The organism is Paraburkholderia solitsugae (assembly GCF_013177695.1).
GTDB classification, from domain to species: Bacteria; Pseudomonadota; Gammaproteobacteria; order Burkholderiales; family Burkholderiaceae; genus Paraburkholderia; species Paraburkholderia solitsugae.
In genome coordinates, this window is the sequence record NZ_WOEY01000027.1 from 1 (window position 1) to 21,751 (window position 21,751).

20 protein-coding genes and 2 pseudogenes are annotated in these 21,751 nt (G+C 57.0%); 12 read left to right on the top strand and 10 right to left on the bottom strand.

Translation table 11 applies throughout. From position 1 onward, the window contains the following. On the bottom strand, positions 1-1,122 hold a 1,122-nt coding region (locus GNZ12_RS06700; RefSeq protein WP_172309606.1), incomplete at its 3' end, for a toll/interleukin-1 receptor domain-containing protein. Between the two features lie 55 nt (positions 1,123-1,177). Here GNZ12_RS06700 and GNZ12_RS43880 point away from each other — a divergent pair. Continuing rightward, on the top strand, positions 1,178-1,813 hold the full coding sequence (locus tag GNZ12_RS43880; protein ID WP_216673120.1) for a hypothetical protein: 636 nt from the start codon (positions 1,178-1,180) through the stop codon (positions 1,811-1,813). 270 nt (positions 1,814-2,083) lie between these two features. Here the strand turns inward: GNZ12_RS43880 and GNZ12_RS06710 are convergent, their stop codons facing one another. Beyond that, the gene (locus GNZ12_RS06710; RefSeq protein ID WP_172309607.1) at positions 2,084-2,716 is read right to left on the bottom strand and encodes a hypothetical protein; all 633 of its coding nucleotides are present in this window, start codon (positions 2,714-2,716) and stop codon (positions 2,084-2,086) included. Between the two features lie 123 nt (positions 2,717-2,839). On the opposite strand from GNZ12_RS06710, the gene GNZ12_RS06715 reads away from it, so the two are divergent. Beyond that, the gene (locus GNZ12_RS06715; RefSeq protein ID WP_172309608.1) at positions 2,840-3,022 is read left to right on the top strand and encodes a hypothetical protein; all 183 of its coding nucleotides are present in this window, start codon (positions 2,840-2,842) and stop codon (positions 3,020-3,022) included. Here the strand turns inward: GNZ12_RS06715 and GNZ12_RS06720 are convergent. Beyond that, positions 3,019-3,483, bottom strand: coding sequence for a hypothetical protein (locus tag GNZ12_RS06720; protein ID WP_172309609.1), 465 nt, complete (start codon positions 3,481-3,483; stop codon positions 3,019-3,021). The genes GNZ12_RS06715 and GNZ12_RS06720 overlap by 4 nt on opposite strands. A gap of 281 nt (positions 3,484-3,764) precedes the next feature. Here GNZ12_RS06720 and GNZ12_RS06725 point away from each other — a divergent pair, with 281 nt between their 5' ends. Together GNZ12_RS06725 and GNZ12_RS44170 are read left to right on the top strand one after the other, a co-directional pair. Then, on the top strand, positions 3,765-4,076 hold the full coding sequence (locus GNZ12_RS06725; RefSeq protein ID WP_120302439.1) for a hypothetical protein: 312 nt from the start codon (positions 3,765-3,767) through the stop codon (positions 4,074-4,076). Positions 4,077-4,129: 53 nt separating this feature from the next. Next, positions 4,130-4,378, top strand: a complete 249-nt coding sequence (locus GNZ12_RS44170; RefSeq protein ID WP_235993628.1) for a hypothetical protein — start codon at positions 4,130-4,132, stop codon at positions 4,376-4,378. Between the two features lie 70 nt (positions 4,379-4,448). Here the strand turns inward: GNZ12_RS44170 and GNZ12_RS45250 are convergent, their stop codons facing one another. From GNZ12_RS45250 to GNZ12_RS44175, 3 genes and pseudogenes are all read right to left on the bottom strand, one after another. Beyond that, entirely contained in the window at positions 4,449-5,336 is an 888-nt protein-coding gene (locus GNZ12_RS45250) for an H-NS family nucleoid-associated regulatory protein (RefSeq protein WP_172309610.1), read from the bottom strand. 994 nt (positions 5,337-6,330) lie between these two features. After that, positions 6,331-6,973: pseudogene (locus GNZ12_RS06735) on the bottom strand (DUF429 domain-containing protein). A gap of 414 nt (positions 6,974-7,387) precedes the next feature. Beyond that, positions 7,388-7,714, bottom strand: a pseudogene (locus GNZ12_RS44175) (SOS response-associated peptidase family protein); the annotation flags it as partial. A gap of 420 nt (positions 7,715-8,134) precedes the next feature. Here GNZ12_RS44175 and GNZ12_RS06740 point away from each other — a divergent pair. Continuing rightward, the gene (locus tag GNZ12_RS06740) at positions 8,135-8,593 is read left to right on the top strand and encodes an HU family DNA-binding protein (RefSeq protein ID WP_172309611.1); all 459 of its coding nucleotides are present in this window, start codon (positions 8,135-8,137) and stop codon (positions 8,591-8,593) included. Positions 8,594-8,792: 199 nt separating this feature from the next. Here GNZ12_RS06740 and GNZ12_RS06745 read toward each other — a convergent pair whose 3' ends face one another. Continuing rightward, positions 8,793-9,029: a hypothetical protein gene (locus GNZ12_RS06745; RefSeq protein WP_172309612.1), complete on the bottom strand. Its 237-nt coding sequence runs from the start codon at positions 9,027-9,029 to the stop codon at positions 8,793-8,795. A gap of 313 nt (positions 9,030-9,342) precedes the next feature. Between GNZ12_RS06745 and GNZ12_RS06750 the strand changes: the two genes are divergently transcribed. The 6 genes from GNZ12_RS06750 to GNZ12_RS06775 all read left to right on the top strand — a co-directional run bounded on the left by GNZ12_RS06750 (position 9,343) and on the right by GNZ12_RS06775 (position 15,393). Continuing rightward, entirely contained in the window at positions 9,343-9,726 is a 384-nt protein-coding gene (locus GNZ12_RS06750; RefSeq protein WP_172309613.1) for a hypothetical protein, read from the top strand. Positions 9,727-10,174: 448 nt separating this feature from the next. Then, positions 10,175-11,482 carry a hypothetical protein gene (locus GNZ12_RS06755; RefSeq protein WP_172309614.1) on the top strand — a complete coding sequence of 436 codons (1,308 nt, stop codon included), beginning with the start codon at positions 10,175-10,177 and terminating at the stop codon, positions 11,480-11,482. Between the two features lie 46 nt (positions 11,483-11,528). Beyond that, complete coding sequence (locus tag GNZ12_RS06760) at positions 11,529-12,182, top strand: OmpA/MotB family protein (protein WP_216673121.1); 654 nt, start codon at positions 11,529-11,531, stop codon at positions 12,180-12,182. Then, positions 12,179-13,027 carry an HNH endonuclease family protein gene (locus GNZ12_RS06765; protein WP_172309616.1) on the top strand — a complete coding sequence of 283 codons (849 nt, stop codon included), beginning with the start codon at positions 12,179-12,181 and terminating at the stop codon, positions 13,025-13,027. The genes GNZ12_RS06760 and GNZ12_RS06765 overlap by 4 nt, the downstream gene beginning before the upstream one ends. A gap of 147 nt (positions 13,028-13,174) precedes the next feature. Continuing rightward, positions 13,175-13,423: a hypothetical protein gene (locus GNZ12_RS06770; protein WP_172309617.1), complete on the top strand. Its 249-nt coding sequence runs from the start codon at positions 13,175-13,177 to the stop codon at positions 13,421-13,423. Further along, a complete protein-coding gene (locus GNZ12_RS06775; RefSeq protein WP_235993629.1) occupies positions 13,420-15,393 on the top strand; it encodes a GmrSD restriction endonuclease domain-containing protein in 1,974 nt (657 codons plus the stop codon). Before GNZ12_RS06770 ends, GNZ12_RS06775 begins: the two co-directional genes overlap by 4 nt. 440 nt (positions 15,394-15,833) lie before the next feature. Here the strand turns inward: GNZ12_RS06775 and GNZ12_RS06780 are convergent, their stop codons facing one another. Together GNZ12_RS06780 and GNZ12_RS06785 are read right to left on the bottom strand one after the other, a co-directional pair. Then, a complete protein-coding gene (locus tag GNZ12_RS06780; RefSeq protein WP_172309618.1) occupies positions 15,834-16,448 on the bottom strand; it encodes an AlbA family DNA-binding domain-containing protein in 615 nt (204 codons plus the stop codon). 572 nt (positions 16,449-17,020) lie between these two features. Beyond that, positions 17,021-17,983 (bottom strand): SOS response-associated peptidase family protein, encoded by a 963-nt coding sequence (locus GNZ12_RS06785; protein ID WP_172309619.1) that lies wholly within the window; start codon positions 17,981-17,983, stop codon positions 17,021-17,023. Between the two features lie 144 nt (positions 17,984-18,127). On the opposite strand from GNZ12_RS06785, the gene GNZ12_RS06790 reads away from it, so the two are divergent. Then, positions 18,128-18,517, top strand: a complete 390-nt coding sequence (locus tag GNZ12_RS06790) for a response regulator (RefSeq protein ID WP_172309620.1) — start codon at positions 18,128-18,130, stop codon at positions 18,515-18,517. 81 nt (positions 18,518-18,598) lie between these two features. Here GNZ12_RS06790 and GNZ12_RS06795 read toward each other — a convergent pair whose 3' ends face one another. Further along, positions 18,599-21,748, bottom strand: a complete 3,150-nt coding sequence (locus tag GNZ12_RS06795) for an error-prone DNA polymerase (RefSeq protein ID WP_172309621.1) — start codon at positions 21,746-21,748, stop codon at positions 18,599-18,601. Between the last annotated feature and the right edge of the window lie 3 nt (positions 21,749-21,751).

Below are 21,751 nucleotides of genomic sequence, written 5' to 3' on the forward strand. Positions count from 1 at the left end.
TTTGCAGAACGACCGGCGGAAACGATGAGCTTTGGTCTTGTCGTCCAACGGCTCGAGACCGTCGCTCGTGAAGACCACTGTGTAGTTGAATCCAATTCTCACACTCGGTTTGATGAGCACGTTCGGCGCGACGGCGAAATGCCAGCGGGATGACAGCTTTCGGCTTTCGCCGTTAAGGGCACGTCTGCCGGATTTACCTGTGCCATCGAGGAACGTCAGCTGCTTCCCTTCAGAAAGGGGCCACGGTAGATACCAGGCAAGTCTGCTGTTCGCGAGCTCATAGGCGTGCAGGCCTCGAATTGTCATACACCGCTCCCAACCCTGTCTGACGATATCGGCAAGGATAGAGAGTCGGTCGCGCGACGACAGCGTCGGGAGCTGTGCGCAATTTGGTGCGAGGTAGGCGTCCAAAAGTATCTCGGCGGAGGTTACCTTGCCAACATAATGTTTGCGCGCGACAAAGTCTGACGCTCGAGCGAACGTGATGACGGTCTTTCCCACGACGCGCGCGGGCCATTCTCCTTTGAATGCGCGGTCGCTTATTGGGTCGCCTTCGAACTGATGCAACCTGATTCCTGCTGGCGCGTTATCTACCATCAGCCAGTTCGAAAGGAGCGTTTCGTCAGCCGTCAGCGGTTTCTGTTGTTCGTCGAGCTCTGTGGCGGTCCAGGTTGAAGCAGCGACTTCATCGTCAATCCGGCGGGGAACCTCGTCCTTATCGAACCTCTTTACCAGAGCCGCGAGGCCACGATGCCAGCCGTCGGTAAAATCGAGAATCTGCTTGTCGTGGATTTCTGCTGGCACATCCGAATGCTCGATGTCATCAGCCCGAATAGGGATAATGAATCCAGGGGTTGCGCATTCAATTGCATCGGCCATACTCAACTCGCGTCGGTAGCCAAACTTCATGGTGGCTGGCTTGGCGACAACGGTCACAAATTTTGTTGCTTGCGTTCTGATTGCCGACTCGATATCCGGCCAAAAACGGTCGCCCGCCTCGAGTTGGCGAAGCTCGACCCAAACGTTATAGCCTGAAGCGGTTAATCGCGCGGCCAGCCAGCTCGCGAACTCGTTGCTCTCGGGGGCTGCATGTGAGATGAAAATCAGGTCTTTGTTGTTCAATTTGCCGCTCGTCTATCTTGGACTTTGTCGGTTCGCAGACACTGACGATACTGACTTGATTGAAGTCACCGCGAACAAGCAGTATATCGATTTCAGCTTCAGGCGCCCTACAGGCGGCGGTCTGCCCAGCCAGAACGCTCGACGTCGGCTTTGGCCTAGTTTTTTTGAGGGAAAGGACATGGACGTTATGGACTGGCTCTGCCAGCGGCAGCAAGGTTTTGGCGAGCTTCAACAACATGAGCGAATTTGCGTGTTCGAGTTTGCAATGATATGGACCTACTTCGAATCCAAGGTCTGCGCCGCCAACGCAAACCCTACCATTCTCGTCGACACCGCACGGGAGGCGGTTGCGCATGATGCCTTCAGACCAGAAATAGTCGCAGATGCAATCGCATATTTTCGTGCTCGCTATGTTACTGAAGGTGCTCTCAATGAGCGCTTCCCGCATCTACACTTCCTGCACGGGCAAAATGAAGGCTTGGTGATGGACGTGTTGTTGGGGAAATCGAACGAATCCGCAGACACGCTGGCTGCGGCACTTCTTATTGTGCTGCGGTATCGAAACAACCTCTTCCACGGGACGAAGTGGGGCTATAACCTCAGGGACCAAGAGCAGAACTTCAAAATCTCGACGAACCTCCTCAGAGGGATGGTCGAGATTTTCGACCAGATTCGCCCTGAACGAAGGTAAAGAGACCCACTCGAGTTAAACCACGCCAATCGCGCCCGCCGACGCAACGAAAAGCGAGCTCTGAGTGCTCGCTTTCACGGTCGCTTAAGCAGCCGCAGCTTCCGGCGCGGCCGCGACATTCGTCGTCGCGCGCATCTTTTCGGCGCCAACCAATTTTTTCGCCGGTGCCTTCTTCGCTACCGCCGTCTTTGTCGCGGGCTTCTTCGCGACGTCTTTCGGCTTGCTCGAAGTGCCAGAATCCGCAACTCCGCTACCAACATAAGCAGCGGCTTATTCGATAACTCCATGTTGCCGCAGCCACTGACCGTGCTCAGAGACAATGGTCGAGAACGGCGAAGGATTTTCGCGGTACATCACCTTGAACAAAGAGAGGCAATCCGGGGGCGACTTGTCTGTGCTGACACTTTGGACTGACGCGTCAACTAATGAACTTGTGGGACCAAGCTGGATGGCCTTCTCTGCAGCGACGGTCGTTGCCATCATGTCGTCGGTACCCTGTAGAGCACATGTTTGGAAGGCGCTGCGGGCGGCCGTGTTAAACGCTGGGCTTCCCTTAACTTGTCCGAACAGTCCGAATTCGATGTTCATAGTCTGATGCCATATCTCCAGCTGTACTTTTTGCCTCTCAATGTCGGCGCCGGGCGTTTCGAAGAACACCGCTACTATCGAGAGACCCGTACAGAGGGCAGCACCTGCGTCCCACCACGGCGAACGCAAAGAATCGATGAAGCCGAGCATAACCGCCGCGCCGACCAAAATCCCGCACAAAAGGATAGCTGCCGCACCAACGTACTCAGCCGCAACCAAGGATTTGATAGCAAGGCCCACTCCCAACAAAAGAGCCGCAGCCGAAAAAGTAGGTCGGATTCTCATAAACTCCTCAGTAGCATTTTCGTGAGTCATCAGCGACCTGCCGACCGTCGCCTAGCTCGTTGAAGGAAACGGAGCGCCAAGCGCCAGGAAAAATGCGTGACCAGACGACATTTGGTCCGCGCGTCAGTCGCCCTTACTTTTGAGCAGCCGCCCATGTATTCAACCATCATTGATTGCTATCCTTCAGCGGACGCCGCTTACCTCCTAAGGCGCCCCGCCTGCCTCGGCCGCAAACTGCAGTACCTCGAGCAGTTGCCCAAATTTCTGCAGCAATTCATCGAAGGTGTGCTCGCTGCGTCCAACCTGCAAGGACTGGTGGGCGGCCCGCCTGTCTAGTTAGAAGCCGCTTTGGTCCTGACCGCGCTGGGTTCGCCGGTTTGCTTGAACATCTCGTCCATCAAGTCTTGGACCACGCCGTCCGCATTGGGAAACTGATGCAGGACGGAATTCTTCCAGTGTCCCGACGTGATAAGGCCGCCACTTGGCGCCTTGTAAAAGCGGATGTCCATCGAACGCAAGTACATAACTATGTCCCAGAACCAGCTGTCGGTGTAGGTGACATTCATGTCGGCTTTGTCGCACGCGGGGGCAACCGACACTGACACGCCGTGGTTTTCCAGATTGCGTTGGATTGCTGCGTCCATGTCAGCAGACTTGCCGCCGTGCGCAGTAAAGCACGCTGTTGTCATCGGCGAGCCTTTCGCCTGCGGACCAGCGGTGACGTTTTGGGTCGTTGAACATCCAGAAAGAATAGCGAGCGCCAACACAGCGGCGACAGCGGAGACCAGAGTGCGCATTTTATTTTTCCTGTTTGAATGCAAAGACGGCACTCTGAATATCGGCAGCTACGTCGCGAACTTGAGCGAACTGAAGACCTGTGCCTGGGCGTTGGGTTCTTGGAGTTCAACTACCACGTGGCGCAACTGCAGGTCCTGACGAGGTACCGCGCGCGGTGCGCCGACGTCGGTAATGTCGTGTTACCAATCTCGCACCGCCGTTTCACATGTGTCCGACATCGCTTCTTACACTCCGAGCCGTATTCACTGACATTGCACTCGATGTGCGAGGAGTGGCGAAGATGAACAAGAAGATACTTGGCGCAGCACTTGGTCTGGCGGTTCTGGCGGCATCAACGGCAGCATCGGCGCACGTCGACGTCGCCATCGGACTGGGCATCCCCGGAGCCGTGTATGCGCCGGCAGAGCCAGTGTACGCACCGCCACCTCCCGTCGTGTATGCTCCCGCACCTGTCGCCGTCGCGTACGGCGGTGACGACGACTGGCGAGCCCGCGAATGGCGCGAACGTCGCGAGTGGCGTGAACGTGAATGGCGCCGCCAGGAATGGCGTGAGCACGAGTGGCGCGAGCATCGTGATTGGCGCGGGTATTGAAACGACGCCTGAAGGCGCCACATCCGAAAAATCCGACCTCGGAGTACTTTCGAATGAAAACTAGCCCGATAAGAATCGCCTTGATTGCAGCGACGCTGGCCTTCGCAACGGTAGGCACTGCAAACGCCGCAGGCTGCCTCAAGGGCGCGGTTGTAGGCGGGGTCGCTGGGCATTACGCGGGGCACCACGCTGTCGTTGGTGCGGTCGGTGGCTGCATGGTCGGCAGGCACCTTGCGAAGCAGCACGCTCAAGAGCACGCTCAACAGCAAGCCGCGCAACGTCAGGCAGCACAGGCGCAATAAAACGTCGTCGGCTTGGTGTACCCGGTGGAATCAGAAAATCGCTGGTCCACCGGGCACCTGACTGTTACGTTCAGTTTGTCAACTCAGCGCCAGACTCGTCTGTGGTCACCGGAGCGGGCACGGCCACGCTCTTGCGCGGCGCTTTTTTCGCCGGCACCTTCGCGCTCACGGCCTTCTTCGCAGCAGTTTTCTTCGCAGTCGGGGCCTTCTTCGCGACAGCCTTCGTGACCGCCGGTTTCGCATCGGCCGCAGCACTGGCGCCAACAATCAGAAACTTGCTGCGGTCCTTGGCACCAGACAGCCAGGCCGGTGCCGGACCGCGTCCGCTCCAGGTAGCGCCAGACTTCGGGTCGCGATACTTAGCCGGCTGCGGACCTTTCGGCTGACCCTTGGTAGAAGTCGCATCAACTGCCTTCGAGGCGTTCTTCACCGCAGCCTTCGTCTTGCTCACAACAGATGCGTTCGTCGCAACAGTTGCTTTAGCGCCACCTGCAATCAGGAACTTACTCCTGTCTTTGGTTTCGGCAATCCACGCCGGCGCGCGGCCGCGTCCACTCCACGTCGCGCCCGACTTTGGGTCCCGGTACATCGCCGGCTGCGGCCCGCGGACATAGTTGCCAGCCGCCTTCGCTTTGCTAACAGAAACCGGTTTCGTTGTCGCCGTACTTCCGTCAACCAGGAATTTGTCTCGGTTCTTCGCGGCGGCAATCCAACTTGGAGCCCGGCCGTGTCCGGTCCAGGTTGCACCACTCTTCGGGTCGCGATACTTGACCGCAGCAGCGCTGCCTTTGCTCATGGTCTTAGCAACTGCCTTCTTGGCGCGCTGCTTGCCGCCAACGTGCGCGTCAATGTCAGCGGTGGTTAGGCCGTGCTTCGCCATTAACTCGCGAATCTTTTCGATGACGCCCGACGATTGCTTTGCAATAAGCGCATCCGCCTGCGCTTGCAGTTTTTTCATCTTCGCCTGCACTGCTTCCAAAGTTGTTGCCATCAGGTGACCTCCGTATGATTGTGGCCGCAATATGCCACGGTCGCGCTAGAAAAGGCTAGCGCATTGACTAAAGCGGCGTATCACCAAAAATCACAACACTGCGTCGCCGCGCTCCATACCCGTCAATGCGGTCCGCTCAAGGCTTGTCCTTGCCGCGAACATTACTTGGTGGTTCCCTGGTACTTCCACCGCTCCTCCTTCGGCGTCGGAAGAGAGCGCCGAATCCAACGGCGACAAGCAATGCCGTCATCAGGCCGGCGCTCATGCCGGTCGTGCCACGCGATTCACTCGCGCCCGAGGGAGCAGACGCGACCGTAGGCGAAGAGGCTTGTGTCTCCACGGGTTTCGGAAGCGCCACGCCGGCGGCACTCCCTTGGCGCACCAGAGATGCTTCCAATGTCGGCAAGGCTTGGGAAGTGGGGAGGACAATTGCTTCCGAGGTAGGTCCGACAGGAGCCATGGCAGTAGCCGAGGCCATAACCGGAGCCACTGCAGCGCGAGAAGTGGTTTCGACAGACTTGGCCATCACCGCCCACCGAACAAATACGCGGTCGATACAGTGGACGTCGGTGCAGGCGCTCCGCGATTGCCTCCACCGGGCGAGTTGTTCGCGCGAGAGCTTCCCACTGCTCAGCAGAGCCTGCTGTTGCGCGAAGATATCGTCGTACTCATTGTTCAGGATGGCGTGGTCGCATATGACGCGCTCAGCCGGTTGTCGCGTGGTTGCACATTGAATATCGCTCGCCCATGCTCCGGTTGAACCCAAAGCTGTCAGTGATAGCAGCAATGCCAGATGTCGTGTCAGATGCACCGCTCCTCCTTGAAGGTGATTGCCGTGATTAAACCGCAGTCGCTTGTGAGCGAATTCGAAATTGGTGCCAGCCGTACCCAAGGGACACTTGCCGGTTCGGCCGCGCTAGGCGTGCCAGTTCAATCGCGGGAAGGTGTGACTTGATGTCTTCTACTTTGGCCGCAGGAAGCGTGGGACCACAATGAATCCCCCTGGCTCATCGCCATACACATCGACTCGTCCCTCAAGTAAATAATTTGCCGTCAACGCACACAGCGCCGCATCAACGTCATCGATAGACCTCAGTGACGTTATTTCAACTCCCTCACGTTGGAGGATTTCCCGGCGCTGAGTTCCCTTTTTCTTCGCAGATGCGACTTCCTTCCCAAAGAATGCACAAGTTATTGCGTGGGGAAACGTCTCAAAGCACAGCCGGCCCCCCAATTTCTCCACCGTTCTTGAAAAGAGGAAAGTGTGGGGCGAATGCGTCATATACCCTCTCGCCGTTGAACATCCATCCGTAGAATCCGCTTTTACTCGCCATGGCCAGTTCACGAGTCGGGGTCGCAAACGAAAAGATTCGGTGCCGTGCAAGCGCTTTCTCAGCTTGCCTTCCGGCCTCGCCAATCCGCCACCGACAGGGTGCATCAATACCTACCACTGCAACCTCAAACTGGAGGCACTTTTCGAGCATATGCTCCGGCGCCTCCTTGCGGAGGTTGCACACAATCTGGGTGCCGCGCAGGATAACCAGATGATTTCCTTTCAGGTCGCCGCCGATATCGATTCCAGCTACAGCTCGCCCCGAGCTCATAGTCCAATTGCTTTTTTTTGATAAGTCCCAGTGCTCGCAGGGGAGGAACGCAAAGCGTTCCGTTAATGCTGGCCGGCGTTTAGTAGCATCCAAATCTGCCGCGTCGGCGGCCCGGCAAGAATTCGCGCAAACACCGCGCGACACCGAACGCAGGTGTAGTGCTCTTCTATTCGCGCATCCTTCACCGCGCCCGCGCCCGCGCCCGCGCCCGCGCCGTTGAGCGTGAGGTCCTGGTGCGGAAGCTCGTCCGCCGGCTTACCGTACAGGTGAGCGCAACGCGCGCAAGGTTGAATCCAAAGGTCCATTCGTGGGTTGCCAATACTTGCGCGCGCTCCTAGCTAACAGCTTCGGTTGCGCGAGGAGCGAGGTCGTTCGATTTACCCAAGCCCTCGTCCCAGAGCAATATGATGGCCGTCACGCCGCCAACCTGTGCTCGTATAAGGTCGGTCCCTGTCATCAAGTATCGCGTGCAGTGCCTCCAAGTTTGACGCATCCGGGTTGAGCCACGCGTCAACGTTTTCAGGTTTGATGGGAACGATGCAGCGGTGGTGTCCGGCGGCGGCGACCTCAGGTGGCAGCTCGTCCGTAATGGCCGCAAATGAGAGCAAGTCTGGCTCGCCCGGGAGACGTCCAGCGCGACCAGAGAAAAATGCCCCGCATGTCGTGCGCGGGAATCAGCCTAAACTTCAAAACAACATTCTCGTTCTTTTCGCCCTCCGCCAGCTCACGGCCCTCCATCTTCGGGCAACTCACTCACCAGCTCGGCATTGAACTTGTCGATGAGTGCTTTTACCGCGCTCGTCATCGGACTGTGACACCGAAAACGCATCTTCCATCGCCTTCGGAATCTTCGCTTTGCCGCCCTCGGCGCGCTCACAGACACCCGACGCTGGACTCGCGCGAGAGGTTTGCTCCTCTTGCCCGTGCTTCAAATCCTTTCGCATAGCCGTTTGCCTGGGCGCAGCCTTCTGCGGAGGGGTCCAGGTCATCGTTTTTGCGTCACCTCGGCGCCAAACCCCTTGTTTTGGGCCTCCCCCGTTGCAGAGTCAAATCCGGATTGCTACGCTAGCGCCGGCCTGAGGATTTGGACCTTTGCGTATTGTCGGTGACTGTGCAAAGGCAAGGGTCTCGGGCCAACCTTTGACCAATAACGAGGAATCTATGGCAACAACGAGTGCAACGAAAGCTGCAGCAAAGCCGGCTCCGAAGAAAGCTGTAACGCCGGTCGAGAAAATGGCGAAAGCGCCGACGGTGAAGAAGGCTGCGGCTCCTGTCACGAAGAAGGCGGTCGCTGCCACGCCGCTGAAGCCCATCAAGGATTCGTTCACGAAGGCTTCGCTCGCTACCCACCTCGCCGAGCGCGCAGGTGTCGAGCCGAAAGCCGCGAAGGCTTTGATGGCAGCACTGGAAGAAACGGTGCTCGCATCGGTCCACAAGAAGGGCTCGAAGGAGTTCACGCTGCCGGGTCTGCTGAAGGTTGTTGCTCAGGACGTGCCGGCAAAGAAGAAGCGCTTCGGCAAGGACCCGTTCACGGGTGAAGACAAGTGGTTTGCCGCGAAGCCCGCGTCGGTGCGTCTGAAAGTACGCCCGCTGAAGAAGCTGAAGGACGCCGCTCTCTAAGCCGGACCGCTGGAAAGGAAGCCCCTCGCGACGGAAGTCTGAGGGGTTTTTTGCTTCTATGCCTGAGGCGCACGGGCCTTCATTTAATCTGGCTACTCAAGATGAGCTGGGCGATACTGCGGAGCACTCGGCGTCCACTGCGAGGAGCAACATATGCGAGGACGACCTCATCTCAGCGACGATGGGAAGTCGAGCGCACCTACCCGGGCACCCACATGGGGTAGATGCGCGACTTCATCACCTGGTCGAAACCGCCGGCGAACATCCGCCAGCCCTTCACGCCGCGCTTGGTGCCCCACTTGAATGCCGCGTTGGGCACGACCGAGGTCGCCTGAAACAGAGCATGGCTTTTGCCCCATAGCTCGCCAACGTCGTTGATGCCGAGGAGATTCTGGAACTCGAAGTGGCGCAGCATCTTCAGCAGGTTGGGCCGCATGCTATCGCCGCCGAACGAATTCAGGCGTTTGACCGTGCGCAGTATGTCTTCAAGGGTGGATTTTGCAACTAAACCTTGAACGTAACACTGAGAGGCGCATCTCGCGGACGAAGTCTAGCTCTCGCAAACGCCAAGTTTCCTGCTTGGCCACCAAATACGAGTGTGAGTGCTCACTTCTCTGTCCGGCTGGCTGCTTGCCGCGACAGTTGGTTGCCATGCGTACGATGTTGGTTCGTAACCTACCGAACAGAATAAGTAAAGACACGAGCTGAGTATTGGCGGACGCGCCTCAATGGCGATGAATGGAGGCTCTATGAAATCCGAAGATTCACAGTTCGTGCGCGATGTTGTCGACGCGCTGCGGAATGTTCGCCACGCGAATGTCGTTCGCGCCTCGCACTCGATTACGTTCGGGGACGAAAAACCCGTGGAGGCTAGCGTCACGCTTACACGTAAAGACATTCGTGAACGAACTGGGCGACAAAGGGTGCGTGCACCTGTACTTGTGCAACTTGCGACTGAGTTTGGTAGCCAGCACGGCGTGGAGGCGTCTCTAGTAGAAAACGAGGAACTTCGTGTGCAGACGGTTCCGGTCGAAACGGAGTCCGCCTTTTCATCCGTGGAGCAATTACTCTCCGCCTCCAAAAGTTCGACCAGATTTCTAGGCGAGTATGAGGAGCCTGAGAATAATCGATGAACAGTCGGCCTCTAGCGGCGCATTTGACTTGCTGTATGACACTGGATTGTGTTTGGTTCGACTACCGGATATCGACAGTCTGTGCCCAACTACGAGCCGACCATCGCAACCTCAGGCGGAGTCGGCGACACTTCTCTGACTGGCTGACGCACCTGCCGTCGCCAACGTGAAAACAAAACCGGTGTTGGCAGCGACGCTATCGACGGGGATGCCACGTGAGCAGGACCTCGCCGCTTAATCTACCGTGAGCCGAGGGCCAATCCTTACAGGCAGATTCAAGTTTTCCTAAGGTGGCCCGTTATACAAAGAAGGGCCGTAGCCCGATTACTGCGGCAAGAGCATAATCGCTCGGGGCGTGCCAAGCTGCGGCATGTGAGCGATGAGCGTTTGATTTGATTCGATTCAAACAGCATAATTTCGCGCCGGATATCGAGACCAGTCCAGAACTATGAAAACAAGAATTTTCCTCTTGCTATCGGGTATAGCGTGGACGCCGTACGCCTTGGCGAGTGTGGGCATCGGCACCGTGTTGGCAGACACGCCGACCACGATGTTCATCTTGGTGAATATCGCGCTGACCATATTCTTCACCTTTATCAGGTTTGACCGTTTCGCTGTCGTGCACGGGCCAGAAATTCTGACGACTGTTGGCATATTTGGCTGTTTTCTCGGAATCGCCTTGGCACTGTTGCACTTCGATGCATCAAACGTGTCGGACAGCGTGCCACACCTGTTAGAGGGGGTGAAAACCGCCTTCTGGGCTTCGGTCAGCGGCGTCGCTGGCTCGCTGGTCATCCGGGCGAAGCACTATTTCGTGAAAACCCCTATCCCGCAGACAGCCGGCACACCCAAGTCCGCCACCTTGGACGATGTCGTCGCTGCAACACAAGCTCTCCAGCTCAGCCTTTCGGGAAACGAACAAGGTAGCCTACTTTCCCAACTGAAATTGATGCGCCAGGAGCAAGGCGACGAGCTTCGCCTGCTCCGAACGTCGTTCGATACTTTCGCGCAGAGAATGTCGGAGGACGGGTCGAAGGCTCTCATCGAGGCTCTGAAGGAAGTGATTCGTGATTTCAATACGCAGATTAACGAGCAGTTCGGTGAGAACTTCAAGCATCTCAATGCGGCGGTCGAGAAACTCGTTATCTGGCAGCAGCAGTACAAGGAGGAACTCGACAAACTGCAAGCGCTTCAGAAATCTTCCGCCGATGATTTGCGTGGCGCAGCTTCCGGTCTTGCTCTATTCGTCGACCGTGCCTCCGGTTTCTCCAAGACGGCAGCGGCGCTGGAAGACACGCTAAGAGGGCTCGCACAGCAACACCAACTTGTCGACCAGTCCCAGCGCTCCATGGCCGAAGTCCTCACTCAGATGAAGGATGTCACGCCCCTGTTCTCGCGGAAGGTCGACGAGATGACCGAATCGATGAAGCAAGGCGTGGCGAAAGTGCAATCGGATGTCGCGGACGTCGTCAAAAACTTTGGAGTGCAGGTGCAGTCCTCCTCCTCAGAAATGAAGCAACTCTTGACCGACACGTTGCGCAAGTCCCAGACTGAAGTAAATGACGGGCTTGTTCGCTCAATGGACGCCGTCCGTCAAAGTGTTGTTACGCTGGACAAGGGATTACAGGAAGAACTCACTAAGAGCCTCGAAACGCTTGGAAGACAGCTCGCGTCATTGTCCGAAAAGTTCGTCTCTGATTACACACCGTTGACCGACCGACTGAGGGAAGTCGTTCGAATCGCCGGAACTGCGTGAGGTCAAGGTGGATTTCGAGCATAGCAACCAATCTCATTGGATACCGATGGCAGACCTGATGACGGGTCTAATGATGGTGTTCATGTTGTTGACCGCAGCGTTCATGCTTCGTGTAGAGCAGACGACCACCCTCGTCGTTAAAGAATATGAAACCACGAAAAATGACATGCAGCTCGCGTTGCAAAAAGAATTTGCAAAGGACCTGAAGCAATGGAACGCCGAAATCCTCGGAGATATGACCATCCGCTTCAACGACCCATCGGTACTTTTCGCCACCGGGTCGTCGGAGCTACGGCCGCGCTTCAAGGAGGTACTCGGTCAGTTTTTTCCGCGATATGTCGCCTTGCTAACGTCCGGTCAATATAAGGACGCGGTCAAGGAAATCCGCATTGAGGGACACACGAGCGCATCGTGGACCGGCACAACAGATGAGAGAACTGCATACTTCAGGAATATGGAGCTATCTCAGGCGCGTACCCGGAGCGCGCTCGAATATCTGCTTTCGCTCCCTGTGGTACAGGGCAACGAAAAGTGGCTTGTGCAGCACGTAACAGCGAACGGACTCTCGTCGTCACAGCCGTTGACTCAAGGTCCACAGACTGCCGCTTCCCAGTTGGCGAACCAACGCGTTGAGTTTCGCATCGTTACTAACGCAAGCGAGAAGATGGACCTCATCGCGAACCAGTTGGCGAAGAAATGAGCTTCGAGTTACCTAATTTCTTAAGCTGGGGTTCGCTGAACGCACTGCGGCAAAAGATGGGCGCGCCACTCGCCGTCAGCTTCGTTCCGGACCATAGGTACCGGGAAATTGACCTTCCGGTACTTGAGCGCCTCCAAAGTGATGGCGTCGACGTCAAATTCGACGAGGTAGAGGTTCTCGACGACCGCACGCTCGCTTACAAGGGATACCGCGTCTTACTCTACATTAGGGACATTGCGGCAATCGGCCAGCGGGAATCCATGCCTCGCTATCATCTTGCCTATTGCCGAACGCTCGACAAGATGCGCAGAAATTCTCGATTTGAACGGTATGTTGTCGCGAATGGAGACAGTGGGAAATTTCAGGTCAACGTCATCGAGAACGAGGTGCGGACCCAGCACGTTAAACTGAACGTGTGCCAAAACTGTCTGGACGAAATCCACTGGAATGGATTCAACATGAAGATGCCGCCGGAGGGACGTCTTAACGTTGTTTCCAAATTCGCCCTTCCTGACTTCTTCGAAAAGTACCCGCGCGACCTGATGGCAGTCAGACCAACGCACTCCTCCGACACTGCGCCGCTCAATGCGTATTCGAAGGATTGGAACGAGGTGTCAGAACGTACCAAACAGCAACGTGGTTATCGATGCGGTACTTGCGGCGCCATTCTCAGACAGGTAGATTCGAAATTTCTGCATGTGCATCATCGCAACGGCCAGAAGCACGACAACGGTGATTCGAACTTGGATGTGCTATGCATCGGATGCCACGCGGAAGAGCCAATGCATGGCCATATGAAACGCTTGCCCGAGTATCAGACGTATATCCAGCGATATCGACGTTAGGGTCCCGTGTAACCCCTGTACCCCGATTCGCTCAAGGCGTTGCCAATCATCGAGACCGGATTAACGATGTAGCGTGGGTCTGCCCGGGACGACGCATCCCCCTACGGCTTTCCTGACAGGTTTCAGCAGTTTACGACGGAGCGCCATATGAGGCCCCTGCAGTGCCCTAAGTGCCAAAATGCCAACGCATCGATTTACAAGAAGCGAGAATTGCGCAAGGCGTTCGGCGCCGCCGCCGCACATACCGCGACAGCGGGTGTGATTTCTCCAGCGGTTTTCGCGACAATCTCGGCGGGAGTGCTTGCGTTGCTTACGCACGTCGCCGCGTTCTTCCACGAGCGTGAGCAGGACTATGGAGTGTGCGCCTCGTGCGGGCATCTTTGGAAAATCGATTGAACGTTTACGTACACTCCGAAAACCACACCTGCAGCATAACAACGGAAAACAAATCGACCATGGCCAGGTCCGCATTTCAAACCAATCCGATATTCCTCCGAGAACTTCTCGACGATTGCCACGACGGCGCCCTGCAACTTCCTGACTTCCAGCGCAGTTGGGTCTGGGATGAGGACCGCATCAAGAGTCTAATTGCTTCAATTTCACGCGCGTTCCCTGTCGGCGCGCTGATGACGCTGGAAACCGGCGGCGATATTGAGTTCAAACCGCGACCGGTCGAAGGTGCGCCCGACGAGGCAAAAACGGCTCGACCGCGTTCCCTACTGCTTGACGGCCAGCAGCGCATGACCTCGCTCTACCAGGTGACGCTGCGCGGCAAAGTCGTAGAGACGGTGACACCGAAGAACAAGAAAGTTAAACGTTGGTTCTACATCGACATCGCCAAAGCGATGGACCCTTCCTGCGACCGCGAAGACGCAATCGTCGGCGTTCCGGAAGACCGGGTGATACGCAAGGACTTCGGCCGCTCTGAGGTCCTCGACCTTACGACACCACAGCGAGAGTACGAGACGCTCATGTACCCAGTGTCTCGAGTCTTTGACTGGGACTCCTGGCAGGACGGTTTCGACGACCATTGGAAGAACGATGCAAATGCAGACGCCCAGAAGACGTTGTTCCGCGCGTTCAAACAGGCAATCCTGGAAAACTTCAAACAATATCGCGTTCCGGTAATCGCGCTCGACAGGTCGACCTCGAAGGAAGCCGTGTGCGTCGTGTTTGAAAAAGTGAACACAGGGGGCAAGCCACTCGATGCGTTTGAACTCGTCACCGCAATGTATGCAGCCGACGGACATGAACTGCGGAAGGACTGGTTTGGCAAGGACAAGGAGAAGGGCCGCCAGAGCCGCTTCGCGGAGACTCTCCGTCCTGCGGGCGCGACCTCAGGCATCATCGCAAATGTTACCAACACCGACTTCCTGCAAGCTATCTCGTTGTTTTACACACGCGAGAAGCGGAGAGAGGCTGAGCGGGCCGGGAAATCCGGAAAAGACCTCCCAGCGGTCAGTGGCAATCGCCAGGCGCTTTTGAGCCTACCGCTCGACGCATACAAGAAATACGAGGCGCAGGTCGAAACCGGATTTGTCCACGCAGCAAAGTTCCTGCACATGCTGCATATCTATCGCCTGTTTGACCTTCCGTACCAGTCGCAGATTGTTCCGCTCGCAGCCATCTTGGCAGATATCGGAAGCGCATGGGAGCACGACACCATCCGCGCGAAGCTGGTTCAGTGGTATTGGAACGGCGTCTTCGGCGAACTGTATGGCTCGGCGGTTGATTCGCGTTTCTCGCGTGACTTCTTGGAGGTGCCGACCTGGCTCAACGGAGGTCCTGAACCGACGACAGTCAGCGAGACTACGTTCCGCGCGGACCGGCTAAAGACAATGCGCATGCGCTTGTCAGCCGCGTACAAGGGGGTGAACGCGCTCTTGATGAAGAAGGGCGCAGAGGATTTCCGTTCTGGTCAGAAGTTCGACCACATTGTGTTCTTCGGGGAGAACGTTGACATCCACCACATTTTTCCCCAGGACTGGTGCAAGTCCCAAGGTATCAAGCCGGCCGTCTTCGACTCGATTATTAACAAAACGCCTTTGTCATACCGCACGAATCGCATCATAGGTGGAGTCGCTCCGTCCCAGTATCTTGGGAAACTCGAGGCCGGAAACTCGACGAGTCCGCCGATTAGCCCCGCACGCCTCGACGAACACATTCGCTCCCACCTGATTAATCCAGAGCTCCTGCGCGGCGATTCATTCGAAGCCTTCATGGCTGACCGGCAAAATCAGTTGCTAGTGTTGATTGAAGAGGCAATGGGCAAACGGGCCTACACGGGTGACGCTCACGAGGAAGGAGAAGACTACGAATCGGAAGAAGCAACGGATGAGGCGGACTTGACCATCGCCGCTGCCTGAAATTCGGAATCGGAAAGTTGTGGTGAGGGTTGCCGGAAGGCAACGTTCAACCTGACCGCTGCTCTCGTCTGTTAGACAAGCTTGGGAAGAATTCCTCCTACGTTGCAGTGGTTCGCATATGCCCGGCTGGCCCCTCACTGTCGCGACTAACACCTCGTCGGCTCGGGGAATCCGGTGGCCGGCCATTTGCCAGCAAGAGAGACGCCCTAGCTAGGGGATTGCACGCGGCACGCACAATCGTCGACGACCTTTTCGGCTAAAGGTTGTGCCATCCCGCCGGCTAGGCTGCCCTCCAAAATGGACAATACGGAAACGCGTGGCAGCCAGGTCAACTGCGTCGGTATGTGTAACCGACCTCGCTACGCCATCACGCCGCCAACGCGTTAAGACTCAACCTTTTGGAACGCCACCTCACCCGCTGGGAACAATTTCGCTTGTGTTTACGCATGCCCTATTGCCACGGACCAGATTACTGCAGCAATGATAGAACCGATTACACCGACGACTACTCCATAGGCCCGCTCCGTCCACTTTGCTTTTGGACTGTTGGCGCCGCGTATTTCAGCGCGCATCTCCTCAATCGCCTTGTCGCGCTTTTCCAATTGCTCATTCAGTCGCTTCAGAGCGTCGACGAGCGCCTCACCTGCTGAGGGAACCTCTTGAGGTGTGAGATGGCGAACCATCTCGTTCCAAGACATCGGCTGGGTCATCGTCGCCTTGCGAACGAACGGAACGCCTTCAGCCTTCACAGGCAGTGGTGACCGCTCGACCTTTATAACTGCAACTGACCGTCCCTCGTGAGCCTCGATTGTGAGACTTGCGTTTGGTGGCGGTTCAAGGCGCTTCAAGGCCGCTTCGTATGCGCGATGGAACTTCGCCTCGTCTACTCCAACGATTTCAGGCGGCTCTTTCACGCCGACGACAATCTGGCCACCGGAAGTATTTGCAAACGACGAAATGAGGTTTGCAAGTATCCGAGAGTCCGGTACCACAGACTTCAACTCGAGTGTTTCGCTTTCCCCAGCAAAAATCAGGTCCAACATGTTCTTTTGCACTTACAGCTCCTCATTCTTTTCTTGTTGTTGTCGTCCGAGAGCCGACGTTTGTCGACCATCTGGCGGACGCAAGAATTTTAGCCGAATTGATTGACGATTATTTAGAGACTTTCGAGCATCAAGCAGCAAGCTATCAACGCCGAATGCGCAGGAGGCGTGAATAGCGAAAATGTGCTCACCATGCCAGCGAATTTAATAGGGTTGTCAAATCTGCTGCGCCATCGCTGACAGCGCAAATTGACAGGGCCGAGCACGCCAGATTGCAAACGATAGGAAACTCACGGCTAACGCTAGAAGCAGTGTGTCCGGCGCGACCCGAGATAGCCGTGCCGGACACGGCGACTTCTGCCGGCACTCGTAGCCGTTTTGAGCTCTACTATCCTTGCGGTGCAGACGAAGCAACCGTAATACTGCCCCATCCACCGCCTAGCACCCGGACAAGATTCAACGTCACTATTTATTGCCTACGCACCGGCAAGTTGCACTGCGGACCGGCGAGCCTGCAACTTGCAATGCGCAGATACTGACTCCTCGATTTACACGCGCTTTCATCCAGGGCGAAGTGATGGCAGTCATGCCGCCAACCGGTGCTCATAGTACGGTCGGTCTCTGTCATCAAGAATTGCGTACAGCGCCGCCAAGTCCGAAGCATCCGGATTCAACCAGGCGTCGATATTCTCGGGCTTAATTGGGATAATGCAACGGTCATGGCCGGCGGCCGCAACTTCCGGTGGAGGCTCATCTGTAATGGCAGCAAAGGACAGGAGGTCCGGCTCGCCGGGCGCCGACCATCGGGACCACAGGCAAGCGACGAGCATGTCGTGAGCGGGGTTGGGTTTGAACTCAAGCACTACATTCTCGTCTTTCTCCCCTTCGGCAAGCTCCTGGCCCTCCATCTTGGCACGGCTGACGTTTTCATAAAACGCGTTGACGACAAGGATGCCGTGCAAATAGCCGAATAGTGGCTTCCAAAAACCTTCGAGGTTGTCGCGCCGAGCGTTGTAGGTGCCGGGATATTTAAAGTCGTACGAGGCAGGCTTGCCAGCAATGCGGCATTGATAACGCATCGGTTTAATGACGCGTTGGCCGTCTTCCATCACCATCACGGGCGCATAGTGCCCGGGGAAGATGCGTGAATCGCGGGCCTTGGGCTCAGTCCGCTGAATGTCCTCAAGTTTGCCGCGGGTCCACTCGATTTTATCGGTGGCGATTCGCTGGCTTTCGGCGGCCGCCTTCGTGACCCTCGTCTGAAGTGTGCGTTCTGCGTCAGCCAGTCGCTTGCGCTGCTTGAAAAGGTCTTGCTCAAGCTTCGACGTCTGTTCGGCGTTGAACTTTTCAATGAGAGATTTGATTTCTCGCTCGGCTTCGGTATGGGGTTGAGCAAACGCGTCCTCCATTGCTTTCGGCACTTTTGCCTTGCTGGTGCCCTCTGCGCGTTCGAAGAACAGGCGTGCGAACTCGTGAATGTCCATCAGAGCGCCGAAAGTGCGCACAAACTTCCGGTAGTCCGCCAGAATCTGAGCCGAGTAGCACATGGACGCCTCCGTTTCCTGCTCCCATGATACGCATTCTCCGGAACAGGGCGAGCGCCACGAATATGCGATTTGGATGACAGGCCGCGTGAAACTTTAGCCGGCATCAAGCTGCCAAAGAACAAGTGGTGTCTCGGACATTTGGGTATGGCAAGCGTGCTGCTGGTAGACGACGACGCGGAAGCCCTTGCAGCATGGGCGGCGAACTGTATCGCAGGCGGATTTCAGGTGAAGACGGCGAGCGACGGCAAGTCAGCATTGGCAATGTTCATCGAATCCCCTGTAGACATAGTGGTCGCCGACTGGCGCATGCCGGTGATGTCGGGGAGCGAACTGTGTCACCGATTGCGCACTCTCCCCGGATTGGCTGACGTTGCTTTCATATTGGTTTCCGGAGAACCCAGCCCGCCGGCCTTCATCAGCTACGATGGTTTCCTTCGCAAGCCCGTAGATGGGCAAATTTTACTGAGCACGATGCGACGGCTGCTGACAGAACACGCAACCCATCGAGAGCAACGGCGCGGCGGAACAACGTAGTCATAGGACCGTCCGGTGCTGCGTATGAAACGAGCCCAACCCCAGTTCGTGATAGGGAGGCACCCACATTGCGGTGCCGCGTCAGCAAAAATTCCTGCTCGCTGTCGTCAGACTACCCAGCAGAGGTGACATGTCGACAAGCCGCTGTGCGACCAGATGTCGAACCTCTCCTTGACACTGCCAGGTCCCGTACACCGCAAGTAGAGATGCGCCCAGCGCCTCTTTCCGCTGTTTCTCAAAGAGGCTCGGCCAGATGATGACATTCACGTTGCCCGTCTCGTCTTCCAAAGTAACGAAAAGCACACCCTTTGCTGTACCCGGACGCTGCCGCACGGTAACAAGCCCGCAGCCTCGTGCGAGTCGCCCGTCGCGATAGGTGCGCAGAGTCGATGCTGGCATCAGGCGGTTTGCAAGCAACTGCGGCCGCAGCAGTTCAAGCGGATGCCGGCCTAGCGTCAGACCAACTGACCGATAGTCCGCGACAATATCGTGAGCTTCCGTCGGCGCGCCGAGCCCGGGAGTTTCGTCCTCAACGGTTGCTGCGGCGAGCATGTCCTTGTCCGGAACAGCAGCGACGGACTGCCATAGCGCTTCACGACGATTGCCGGCAAGCAGGGCCAATGCGTTGGCGTCAGCGAGTACGTGAAGGTCCTTCCGGTCAAGTTGTGCGCGTCGAGCCATATCTTTGACGCTCTCGAAGGACCGAACCGCGCGCGCGTTCTCAATGCGTTCCGCAGCGCCGTCCTTCATACCGCGAAGCAAAGACAAGCCGAGTCGCACTGCTGGTCGCTCAATGTCGACGAGCTTGACCAATGCTGAGTCCCAACCGCTCACGGTCACATCAACTGGCAGGACCTTGACTCCATGTCGCTGTGCATCCTGCACGAGTTGTGATGGTGAATAGAAGCCCATGGGCTGCGAGTTCAACATGGCAGCAAGAAACGCCTCAGGCTCGTGGCACTTCAGCCAGCTGCTCGCATAGACGAGCAATGCGAAACTGGCCGCGTGACTCTCTGGAAAACCATATTCACCGAAACCTTTAATCTGCTCGAAGATACCCTCAGCGAAAGCCAGGTCGTAGCCGCGCTCCTGCATCCCGTTGACGATGCGGTCGTAGTATTTTTCGAGGCCGCCTTTCCGTTTCCACGCGGCCATCGCGCGACGCAGTTGGTCAGCCTCGCCGGCGGTGAAGCCCGCGGCAAGAATTGCAACCTGCATCACCTGCTCCTGAAAAATCGGAATGCCGAGAGTCCTGCCCAAAGCAGTCTTCAATGCTTCGCTCGGATAGGTTACTGGCTCGAATCCCTGACGGCGTTGCAGATACGGATGCACTGCACCGCCCTGAATCGGACCCGGCCGGACAATGGCGACTTCGATGACGAGGTCGTAGAACGTGCGAGGTTGCATCCGCGGCAACATCGACATCTGGGCACGCGATTCAATCTGGAAAACGCCGACAGTATCGGCAGCCGAAATCATCTCGTACGTCTTCGGGTCCTCTGCCGGAATGTCCTGCATTTCAAAGCGCTCGCCACGCTGCTCGGAGACAATATCGAGCGTGCGCCGGATAGCTGAGAGCATGCCAAGTGCAAGCACGTCGATTTTTAGAAGCCCTAGCGCCTCGAGGTCGTCCTTGTCCCATTCGATAACGCTGCGGTCAGCCATTGCCGCATTCTCGACCGGCACGAGTCGCGTGAGCTTCCCTCGGCTGATGACAAAACCGCCCGAATGCTGTGACAGATGGCGCGGGAATCCGAGTAGCTGCGACGCCAGTTTCGCCCACGCCTGGATAAGGGGTTTCTCCGGGTCAAGACCGGACTCGGCGAAGCGCTTGAGCAGGTCCTGACTCGTGTCGAACCAGTGATGGCTTTTCGCGACCAGGTCAACTATCTGCGGGTCAACGCCAAGCGCCTTGCCAGTTTCGCGCAGCGCGCCGCGGGGGCGATACGTCGAAACGGCGGCAGCAATCGCAGCCCGGTCGCGGCCGTATTTTTTGTAGATGTACTGGATGACCTCTTCGCGCCGTTGATGTTCGAAATCGACATCGATGTCTGGCGGCTCACCACGCTCTTTCGAGATGAAGCGCTCAAAAAGCATGCTGCCTCGAGCCGGGTCGACCTCAGTGATTCCGAGGCAAAAACAGACCGCGGAATTGGCCGCCGAGCCACGACCCTGGCAAAGGATGTGCTGGCTACGTGCAAAGCGCACGATGTCGTACACCGTGAGGAAGTACGCTTCATATTGCAGGTCCGCTATGAGGTCTAGTTCGTGCTCAATCTGCTCCTGGACCTTGTGCGGGATTCCCGACGGAAAGCGTCGTTGGGCACCGATGTACGTCTCTTGCCGCAGGTACGCCGCCGACGTGAAGCCGGCTGGCACCAATTCGTCTGGGTACTCGTAACGGAGCTCATCAAGAGAAAATGTGCAGCGGCAAGCGATATCAACCGTTGCGGCAAGTGCTTCGTCTGGATACAAATTCGCGAGTCTCAGCCGGGAGCGGAGATGTTGCTCTGCATTGGGCGCAAGGTCGTAGCCGCATTCATGGACAGGCTTGCCAACCCTGATGGCCGTCATCGTGTCCTGCAGAGGCTTTCGCGAGCGCACGTGCATGACCACATGGCCAAGCGCGACAACAGGCACGTCCTGACTGCGGGCGACGAATTCCACCGCGCCCCGATGAATATCGTCCATGGCACGTTGGTGCATCACGAGGCCTACCCAAGCCCGCCCAGTGAAGGTGTCATCGAGCCACTCGACCTGTGCCGCAAGAACATCTTCCTTTGCCGGAAAATCGGGCACGAGAATGGCAAGACAATCTGGCATGCCGAGCAGATGCCGGTTTTCCTTGTCGGGTCGGGACAGGTCCTGCGGAGTGAGACGATATTCGCCTTTTGGTGCGCGCGTGCGGGCCAGCGTAATCAGTTCAGACAGGTTGCCGTATCCCTCGCGATTTCTGGCCAGAAGAATCAGCCCGAACGCAGGCGAACCGTCAGCGTTCGCCAGGCGGAAGTAAGAGCCAACGATAAACGGCAGCTTTGCTTTCTTCGCCGCAACGTGCGCGCGCACGACGCCCGCCAGCGAGCACTCATCGGTTACCGCCAGAGCTGAATACCCCAGTTGCGCCGCACGCTCGGACAGCTCTTCTGCGTGAGAAGCCCCGTGTAAAAACGTAAAGTTCGAAAAGCAGAAAAGCTCGGCATATGCCGGCAGCATGGTGAACGAAGAATCCATGGC

Bases quoted from the DNA above. Each gene is read 5' to 3' on its own strand.
- GNZ12_RS06715 (WP_172309608.1), top strand. From the start codon at position 2,840: ATGTATTCAACCATCATTGATTGCTATCCTTCAGCGGACGCCGCTTAC.
- GNZ12_RS06725 (WP_120302439.1), top strand. From the start codon at position 3,765: ATGAACAAGAAGATACTTGGCGCAGCACTTGGTCTGGCGGTTCTGGCG.
- GNZ12_RS06785 (WP_172309619.1), bottom strand. From the start codon at position 17,983: ATGTGCTACTCGGCTCAGATTCTGGCGGACTACCGGAAGTTTGTGCGC.
- GNZ12_RS06745 (WP_172309612.1), bottom strand. From the start codon at position 9,029: ATGCGGCCCAACCTGCTGAAGATGCTGCGCCACTTCGAGTTCCAGAAT.
- GNZ12_RS06750 (WP_172309613.1), top strand. From the start codon at position 9,343: ATGAAATCCGAAGATTCACAGTTCGTGCGCGATGTTGTCGACGCGCTG.
- GNZ12_RS06760 (WP_216673121.1), top strand. From the start codon at position 11,529: ATGGCAGACCTGATGACGGGTCTAATGATGGTGTTCATGTTGTTGACC.
- GNZ12_RS06740 (WP_172309611.1), top strand. From the start codon at position 8,135: ATGGCAACAACGAGTGCAACGAAAGCTGCAGCAAAGCCGGCTCCGAAG.
- GNZ12_RS06770 (WP_172309617.1), top strand. From the start codon at position 13,175: ATGAGGCCCCTGCAGTGCCCTAAGTGCCAAAATGCCAACGCATCGATT.
- GNZ12_RS44170 (WP_235993628.1), top strand. From the start codon at position 4,130: ATGAAAACTAGCCCGATAAGAATCGCCTTGATTGCAGCGACGCTGGCC.
- GNZ12_RS06765 (WP_172309616.1), top strand. From the start codon at position 12,179: ATGAGCTTCGAGTTACCTAATTTCTTAAGCTGGGGTTCGCTGAACGCA.
- GNZ12_RS06710 (WP_172309607.1), bottom strand. From the start codon at position 2,716: ATGACTCACGAAAATGCTACTGAGGAGTTTATGAGAATCCGACCTACT.
- GNZ12_RS06755 (WP_172309614.1), top strand. From the start codon at position 10,175: ATGAAAACAAGAATTTTCCTCTTGCTATCGGGTATAGCGTGGACGCCG.
- GNZ12_RS06795 (WP_172309621.1), bottom strand. From the start codon at position 21,748: ATGGATTCTTCGTTCACCATGCTGCCGGCATATGCCGAGCTTTTCTGC.
- GNZ12_RS45250 (WP_172309610.1), bottom strand. From the start codon at position 5,336: ATGAAAAAACTGCAAGCGCAGGCGGATGCGCTTATTGCAAAGCAATCG.
- GNZ12_RS06790 (WP_172309620.1), top strand. From the start codon at position 18,128: ATGGCAAGCGTGCTGCTGGTAGACGACGACGCGGAAGCCCTTGCAGCA.
- GNZ12_RS06720 (WP_172309609.1), bottom strand. From the start codon at position 3,483: ATGCGCACTCTGGTCTCCGCTGTCGCCGCTGTGTTGGCGCTCGCTATT.